The organism is Serratia sp. A07, assembly GCF_058725505.1.
Map to the genome: position 1 here is coordinate 1 of NZ_JBZXDO010000073.1, position 6,611 is coordinate 6,611.

Sequence of the window (6,611 nt, forward strand, 5' to 3'; positions counted from 1 at the left end):
GAGGCGGCATCACTGGCGCCGTAGTGAACCGGCCATTTTAATTGTCGCCGACCGGCCAAAATAATTGACGCGAGATACACTGACAGATGAACGGCGGTTGGTGATGTACACCCCGATGCATTGGTTGGAACAATGGCCACTGCGCTTACAGACGTTTAACGCAGTGACTTGACGACATAACCAAACCACCACGCTCCCGTCAGGGGGCGTTTTTTATGGCAATGGGCAATGAATTGATTCTATCGTTATTTCAGTAGTCTTTACTTTTCAATAACTTTATTGATTGTTATCAGTGCCCCCAAGATCTCGAAATCATCTGGGTTGCAGCTTTTCCATTTGTTTGAGCCGGCTAAGATCTCTCTGTCCCAACGCTTCACTGTTTCCCCATTCTTTTCAATGCGGATAATATAATTTAACGGGGTCATTAACTCTTTGGATGCTGCGTTGCCGTGCTCAAATGATGGCATTTCTAACGCGGCATCCTCACCTGTATTCTTACGATAAGTAACTCGCCATTGGATTTTTTCTGATACTTTTGACATAAACATCACCTTCTTCTCGAATGGTTTCCCCATTCACGTTGACGCTAAAACTTATGTGACCGCGACAAGAGTGCAGTGTCGAGTTTGTTCCTCGATTACGCGATATGGAGATAGTCAGATCCAGCCGAAAATAATTATTAGACAGAAATAATTTCTCTCGTACCTGGAAGTAGGTGTTTTGAACATAGGTTTGCATTGCTGAACGTGGATGAGTCGCTGACAGTAGAAAACGTTCGATAGGCCGGAGCGTCCTTAACATCAATCGAAACTCGATGGTGTAAATACGCCCAACGTAGCAAAGAGGCTCATTGCGCATATCCTTTCTCGCTACAGTGGATGTATTGACTCGTCTGCTGGGAGGGTGCAGCCGACCTTTGCTGAAACCCTAACTATAAGCCACCGGTATCCCGGTGGCTTATAGTTAGTTGAAAAATGGATTCAGGAAATGGGTGGTGTAATCAATGCTGATGCCATGGCTTTTTTGATATCATTTAATCTGACCGGTTTAGTTAAAATAGCCACATCTTTGATTGGGCTTTCACTCGTATATGCACTAATAAATATGAAAGGCGTATTTTTATTTGGTCCTTTGTTCTCTTTGACTCTTTTATATAAGTCATCACCTGTCATTATAGGCATCTGCAGATCGCTCAAAACAAGATCGAATGATTTTCGATATAATTTTTCCAAAGCCCGCTCTGGGGAGGTCGTATACTCGACTGTAAACTCATGCTGAAGAATTGACACCAATGACTCACAGGCCATTTCATTATCATCGATGATTAAAACCCTGATCCCTTTGGCTGAAAAAGTGATATTATCCATGTCGGTGGGAATGCCCGTTTCTTCATGTTTTGAAAACTCAATGGGTAATGAAACAGTGAATGTGCTCCCTTTGCTCACCTCACTTTCTACATCAATAGTCCCGTTCATGGCTTTAACAACACCGTGGACAATGGCCAATCCCATCCCAAAGCCTGGAACCTTGTTATCGCCGCCAACCCTAATGAACGGAAAGAAGATTGTATCAATTTTATCTTTCGGAATACCCCGGCCCGTGTCTCTTACCGTAATGACCAGTCTGGACTTGTCGCGGATGACTGCGCTTATCTGTACATTTCCATTCTCAGTATACTTTATAGCATTGGTGACAATGTTCTCTATGATTTGCATAATCCTGGAGGGATCGCTTTTTACATATATATTTTCAATTACATCTATGCTTACATTGATGTTTTTCTTGTTCAAAATAGTGATGCTTTGCTCAACAGTATCATGCACGAGCTTATGTAAGTTGAATGATGAGATTTTTATTTCAACATTGCCATTGTCAACTTTGGCAAACTCAGCGAGGTCTTTCATTTGACGTTCCATTTTCATGGCAGCATTCTCTAATCGCTCAAAGTGAGAGAATGCTACGACGTCTTTTTGCTGGGTGATCACCTCAACCGATGAGATTATTGCCTGAAGTGAAGTTCTCAATTCGTGACCTAATACACCAAGGAATGCATTCTTGTTGTTAAATGATTTCTTCTCGGACTCCAGCTGCTTGTTAATGGATTTTACCTGCCGATATGATACGAAAAGCATCAATGAAAAAATAACGTACAGGATGGCAATGGGAAACCGCATCGAGTTGGCTTTGTTAATATAATCCTGCTGTATAATGTCTCTTTGCCTGACTTCAGCATGGTCCGAGATAACGATGAGTTCTTTGTTGTCCAGACCTATTAACTCAATGATTTCAAGCAGGTTTGAGTAGTTCGTGTTTCTCTTTTTTAATTCGATATCGATTTTCTCAAGATTTAAATGTATTTGTTCAACCGTTCTAGCATACCCAGCTTCGTCATATAAGTATCTGGTCGATATACTTTTATGGAGTAGTACATTAGAGCTTGAGAAAAGAATATCCAATTCTTTTTGCAACTCTTCTTTGTCATCGGTCCCTAGCCGTAACTGGTGTTCAATTTTGGCATTGAACCCAGCCAGTCGGATAGCAAACTTTGCAATTGCCCAGGCATAGTTTTCTTGTGGACCCGCTGAGTTAATATTATGGCGCGTGGAAAAGTATTGCTCATACATCCACACAAACCCACCTGTTAGCACCAGGAAAACCAATAAGTACTGAATGATGAGCTTTTTTAGTTTCATTTATCTAGTACCGTTATGCCGCTTACCTGCCAGATATGACGAGCTTGATACACGGGCGTATTGAGTTTACCGTAAAACTTGTCCATCGGGTAAATGACGAAGTACGGGCCAAAGTCTCTAACTTTCAATGGTTTTCCATCCATTTTGTTAGCCAGCAGCATATCGAATTCCTCGACGTCAGAGACCGGAATGTCAACCCAGTAATCATTTAAGGCCCTCATTCTTAAAGTTTTCCCACGTGCGCCGACAACATTTAACAAGTCTTTGAATTTTACACCTTCGAAATCCACGACGTGACCCAACTCAGTCCATGATGTTGTTGTTTTTATGTGGTGTTTTTCCAGTGTATTAAATTCCGCCGCTGTCAATACGTATCCTGCCCCATAATTTCTGTGAGTTATATCTCCGTCAATATAGATGTCTCCTGTTTTCGAGAAAGAAGGGAGGGAAATGAATAAAGTAACTAAGCAGAATATTCCCGATAACATCAATTTACGCATAATAAACCTCAAACTCCTTATTGATTAAGTCAAGTAAGCGTACATTTTCACTGTTATGAACGCCCTCTGTTTCATTATTTCCTATGTAAATGGATTTGCAGTTTTTATAGTATAAGCTACGAAGCTCAGGTTTCACTGTGGTGAATATACATGTGGTGGGCGTGTTAAATCCTGCGCCAATGTGTAAGGCTGCTGAGTCACATGTGTAAAGATGCTTCGCATTTTTAATGATGGAGGCGAAGGAAACGGTGTTTTTTGACAATCCTGTGATATTCGTATAGTTTTCATGGCTGATTTCACTGAAACCAAGGACTTTAACTCTGAACCTTCCACTCAGATAAGAGATTATATTCCTGTGGTATCGCGTGGGGATGCTTCTTATCTTTGTGCTTGCATAAGGACAGAAGAGTACATACTCACCCAGGTTCAGATCTTCAATGGGCGAGTACCTGAGCCAGGCATTACTTTTTAATGAGGTTGAAACCTGGCTGTGCTCGACACCCAGATTCCTTAAAAAGAAATCGTGCATCTCTAATGTATCAAAACCTTTCCAGTACAACTGATTCCCTATATCTATAACGAGGTCTGCGTCTGAAAAACTGGTAATGTCAAACGGCATATAGGAAATGTCATCTATGATATGCTTCGCGAGCGTATAAATTTCATTAACATAATCAGGACAATTTTCGGGGCGAATGACTCTGATTGCAATTCTTGGATTGATTTTCTTTATTGCATGTAGCGCAGATATTCCAACAACTGAGTCACCTAGCGTTACGCCTAATCCATTGATTACAGTCAGGCTTTTGACCTTTGAATAGTCGATGGAAACTTCATTGATTGAGTTATTGAAAATCGTAGGGTTGTTCAATGGGGAAAGATCACCACAGGGGCTTTCTTTACTCACTCCATAGGGCGATACGATGTATCTTCCGTCCAGCAATAGACTGCCTGTATACGTCAACAAATAATCATCCATAATCATTCACTCAGGGAAATGTTTATCCACCAATGACTTTATTACACTGGCTTTTATCGGTTTTTCGTGAGGGCCAGTGATATCATAATCATTTATTGCGCTGGCGATCTCACTATCTACAATTCCAGGTAGTTGCCCGGTAAGAACCAGTATCATAGCGTTATTATTCTCTGTCTTCCTTATCTCTTTTATCGTATTGAAAGCGGTTTTTTCCCCAACGACCCAATCCAGGATGTAGGCATCATAAGGGGTGTTTATCAGACGTTCTTGTAATGACTCAATGTCATAAAATGCATCAACAAGATATTGATTATTGGCAATTATTTCTTTGAGACTGTCTACGATGTTTTTGTCATCATCAAGAATTGCGATTCGGTGTTTTTTTAGACTCTGCTTTTGAGGGTAGAGTTGAATTATATCAATGTTGCGCTTCGACTCAAACAATACATCGTCCTTTATATCGTTAGTGTGAAAAACAACCCATTCATCGTTGATTTTCACGGCTGAGTATTCAGTTGCATCATTGGTTTTTACTTCGGATAAATATATTTTGCATTTAACATGGGTCTTGCCATCATTCCAGACGGCGTCATGCACTTCATTTATTGAGTAATTATAGATGTCGAAGAAGTCACTCGTTGTCATACCGATAGAGTCAACGACTTTAACCAGTTGCGATACCTCCCAGTTTGATGCGCCGCTCATCTTTTTCTGTGCTGCAGCTATGGTGATCTCCAGAACGCGACTGGTGTGGCTAATATGCTTTTGTTTTGGAATGCCTTTCATCGTCATCGCTTTGGCAATGACTTCCCCCAGGGCAGTTTTATTGTTGATTGCCATCTCCCACCTTCAGCCTGTTTCGGTTTAAAAAACAGCCATCATTGTACACTCAAAGTTGTTTTTTTCAATAAAGCCGCACTTCGCAATGTCTCAAAATGATTTAAATAATCGCTATAGTGTCATTTTTATTGACAAGGAGTCATGTTGGTTGTTAAAAAGAAGTCTGAGTGTGGAGGCTCGCGGTGCTTAACTGAGGCTTCTAAGCGTTATGTTCATCTCCTTTTGGAAGAGCATAACGCTCAGGTGATGCTATAGCGCACAACACCAGAGAAAGCGCCCACTCAACGTTTGGGAAATGCCAAACGATGCGGAGGGATGCGCAAAATCATGAGGGTGGACTTTTCATTTGTAGATGCATTTTGTGAATAGTCGGAACGCCCCGTAATAAAATCACCTGATATTTGTTGTTCTTGGCACCAGGGAAACCTGATAAAAACACAATAAAACAATAGATTGTTAGCTTTGGGGTTGCCTTCGGAGGTATAGGCTTCCCCACTGTTTTGCCCTAAGAGACTCCAGCAATGAGGGGTTGATAGCGGTCTATCAACCTGAACACGGCTGACTGCGGGAATCTATTTCTTTCGGGAAAAGGTTTTTCTGTGGTACTGGCCGTACTGACCTGCGCAGGATAAGCGCCGGTCAAGTTTTACGGAGTGCTGCTTATGTCTTATTGTGATACACCTGAACAGGCCGCCATCATTGGTTGGTCCGGCCATCGCCTGGTTGTCAGGGCGTTTGCCGGCACCGGTAAAACGTCTACATTGGTCCGTTTTGCCCAGGCAAACCCGGATTGCAGGATGCTTTATCTTGCCTATAACCGTGCAGTCAGGGATGAGGCTGAGCAAAAATTCCCGTTTAACGTTGAATGTAAGACGTCGCATCAGATGGCCTGGCCTAACTTCGGGCGCCATTATCAGCGGCGGTTGACAGCTAACCTGCGGATCACTGACGTTGCTCGCCAACTCAATACCCGCTATTGGCCGCTGGCACGCACATCTATCACGACCTTTAACGCTTTCCTCTGCAGTGGGGATGGCGAATTGGGTTTGCAACACTTGCCTGATGAAGACTCACGCAGTGGTTTGTCGCCCGATAAAATCCTGGCAGCGGCGCAATTGCTCTGGCGTGAGTCTGCACGCCAGGATGGTACTTTCCCTGTCACCCATGACGTTTACCTCAAGCTGTATCAGCTCTCTCAGCCCGACCTTTCCAAACGCTGGCAGACGCTCCTGTTTGACGAGGGGCAAGACGCGAATCCGGTGACGCAGTCACTGGTACTGGCGCAGGGCTGTAATGTGGTGTTGGTTGGCGACCGGCATCAACAAATCTACCGATTCCGTGGCGCGGAAAATGCCCTCGATGCTCCTGAGTTGGCCGATGCGGACCAACTTTACCTGACACACAGTTTCCGTTTTGGTCCTGCCGTGGCCCAGGTGGCCAATATGCTGCTTGCGCGGCAAGGCGAAACGCTATCTGTGGTCGGGGAGGGGGGAAACGACAGGGTTGTTGGGTGCATACCTGATTATCTCGCGTCAATTATTTTGGCCGGTCGGCGACAATTAAAATGGCCGGTTCACTACGGCGCCAGTGATGCCGCCT

General features: G+C 43.4%; 6 protein-coding genes. 1 reads left to right on the forward strand and 5 read right to left on the reverse strand.

Annotated features, from left to right (window positions below; genetic code table 11):
* Window positions 1-260 precede the first annotated feature (260 nt).
* The 5 genes from AC4PR2_RS27110 to AC4PR2_RS27130 all read right to left on the reverse strand — a co-directional run bounded on the left by AC4PR2_RS27110 (window position 261) and on the right by AC4PR2_RS27130 (window position 5,012).
* Entirely contained in the window at window positions 261-542 is a 282-nt protein-coding gene (locus AC4PR2_RS27110) for a type IV pilus biogenesis protein PilI (protein WP_492175798.1), read from the reverse strand.
* A 438-nt stretch (window positions 543-980) separates the two neighbouring features.
* Window positions 981-2,693, reverse strand: a complete 1,713-nt coding sequence (locus AC4PR2_RS27115) for an ATP-binding response regulator (RefSeq protein ID WP_492175799.1) — start codon at window positions 2,691-2,693, stop codon at window positions 981-983.
* The gene (locus AC4PR2_RS27120) at window positions 2,690-3,193 is read right to left on the reverse strand and encodes a putative pterin-binding protein (protein WP_492175801.1); all 504 of its coding nucleotides are present in this window, start codon (window positions 3,191-3,193) and stop codon (window positions 2,690-2,692) included. The genes AC4PR2_RS27115 and AC4PR2_RS27120 overlap by 4 nt, the downstream gene beginning before the upstream one ends.
* On the reverse strand, window positions 3,186-4,172 hold the full coding sequence (locus AC4PR2_RS27125; RefSeq protein WP_492175802.1) for a glycosyltransferase family 9 protein: 987 nt from the start codon (window positions 4,170-4,172) through the stop codon (window positions 3,186-3,188). The genes AC4PR2_RS27120 and AC4PR2_RS27125 overlap by 8 nt, the downstream gene beginning before the upstream one ends.
* Before the next feature lie 6 nt (window positions 4,173-4,178).
* A complete protein-coding gene (locus tag AC4PR2_RS27130) occupies window positions 4,179-5,012 on the reverse strand; it encodes a helix-turn-helix domain-containing protein (RefSeq protein ID WP_492175803.1) in 834 nt (277 codons plus the stop codon).
* Between the two features lie 662 nt (window positions 5,013-5,674).
* Between AC4PR2_RS27130 and AC4PR2_RS27135 the strand changes: the two genes are divergently transcribed.
* Window positions 5,675-6,611, forward strand: a 937-nt coding sequence (locus AC4PR2_RS27135; RefSeq protein ID WP_492175805.1) for a UvrD-helicase domain-containing protein, incomplete at its 3' end; no start/stop codon positions are given.

What these genes read in the sequence shown, in the direction of transcription:
- AC4PR2_RS27125 (WP_492175802.1), bottom strand. Translation starts at nt 4,172, where the DNA reads ATGGATGATTATTTGTTGACGTATACAGGCAGTCTATTGCTGGACGGA.
- AC4PR2_RS27115 (WP_492175799.1), bottom strand. Translation starts at nt 2,693, where the DNA reads ATGAAACTAAAAAAGCTCATCATTCAGTACTTATTGGTTTTCCTGGTG.
- AC4PR2_RS27110 (WP_492175798.1), bottom strand. Translation starts at nt 542, where the DNA reads ATGTCAAAAGTATCAGAAAAAATCCAATGGCGAGTTACTTATCGTAAG.
- AC4PR2_RS27130 (WP_492175803.1), bottom strand. Translation starts at nt 5,012, where the DNA reads ATGGCAATCAACAATAAAACTGCCCTGGGGGAAGTCATTGCCAAAGCG.
- AC4PR2_RS27120 (WP_492175801.1), bottom strand. Translation starts at nt 3,193, where the DNA reads ATGCGTAAATTGATGTTATCGGGAATATTCTGCTTAGTTACTTTATTC.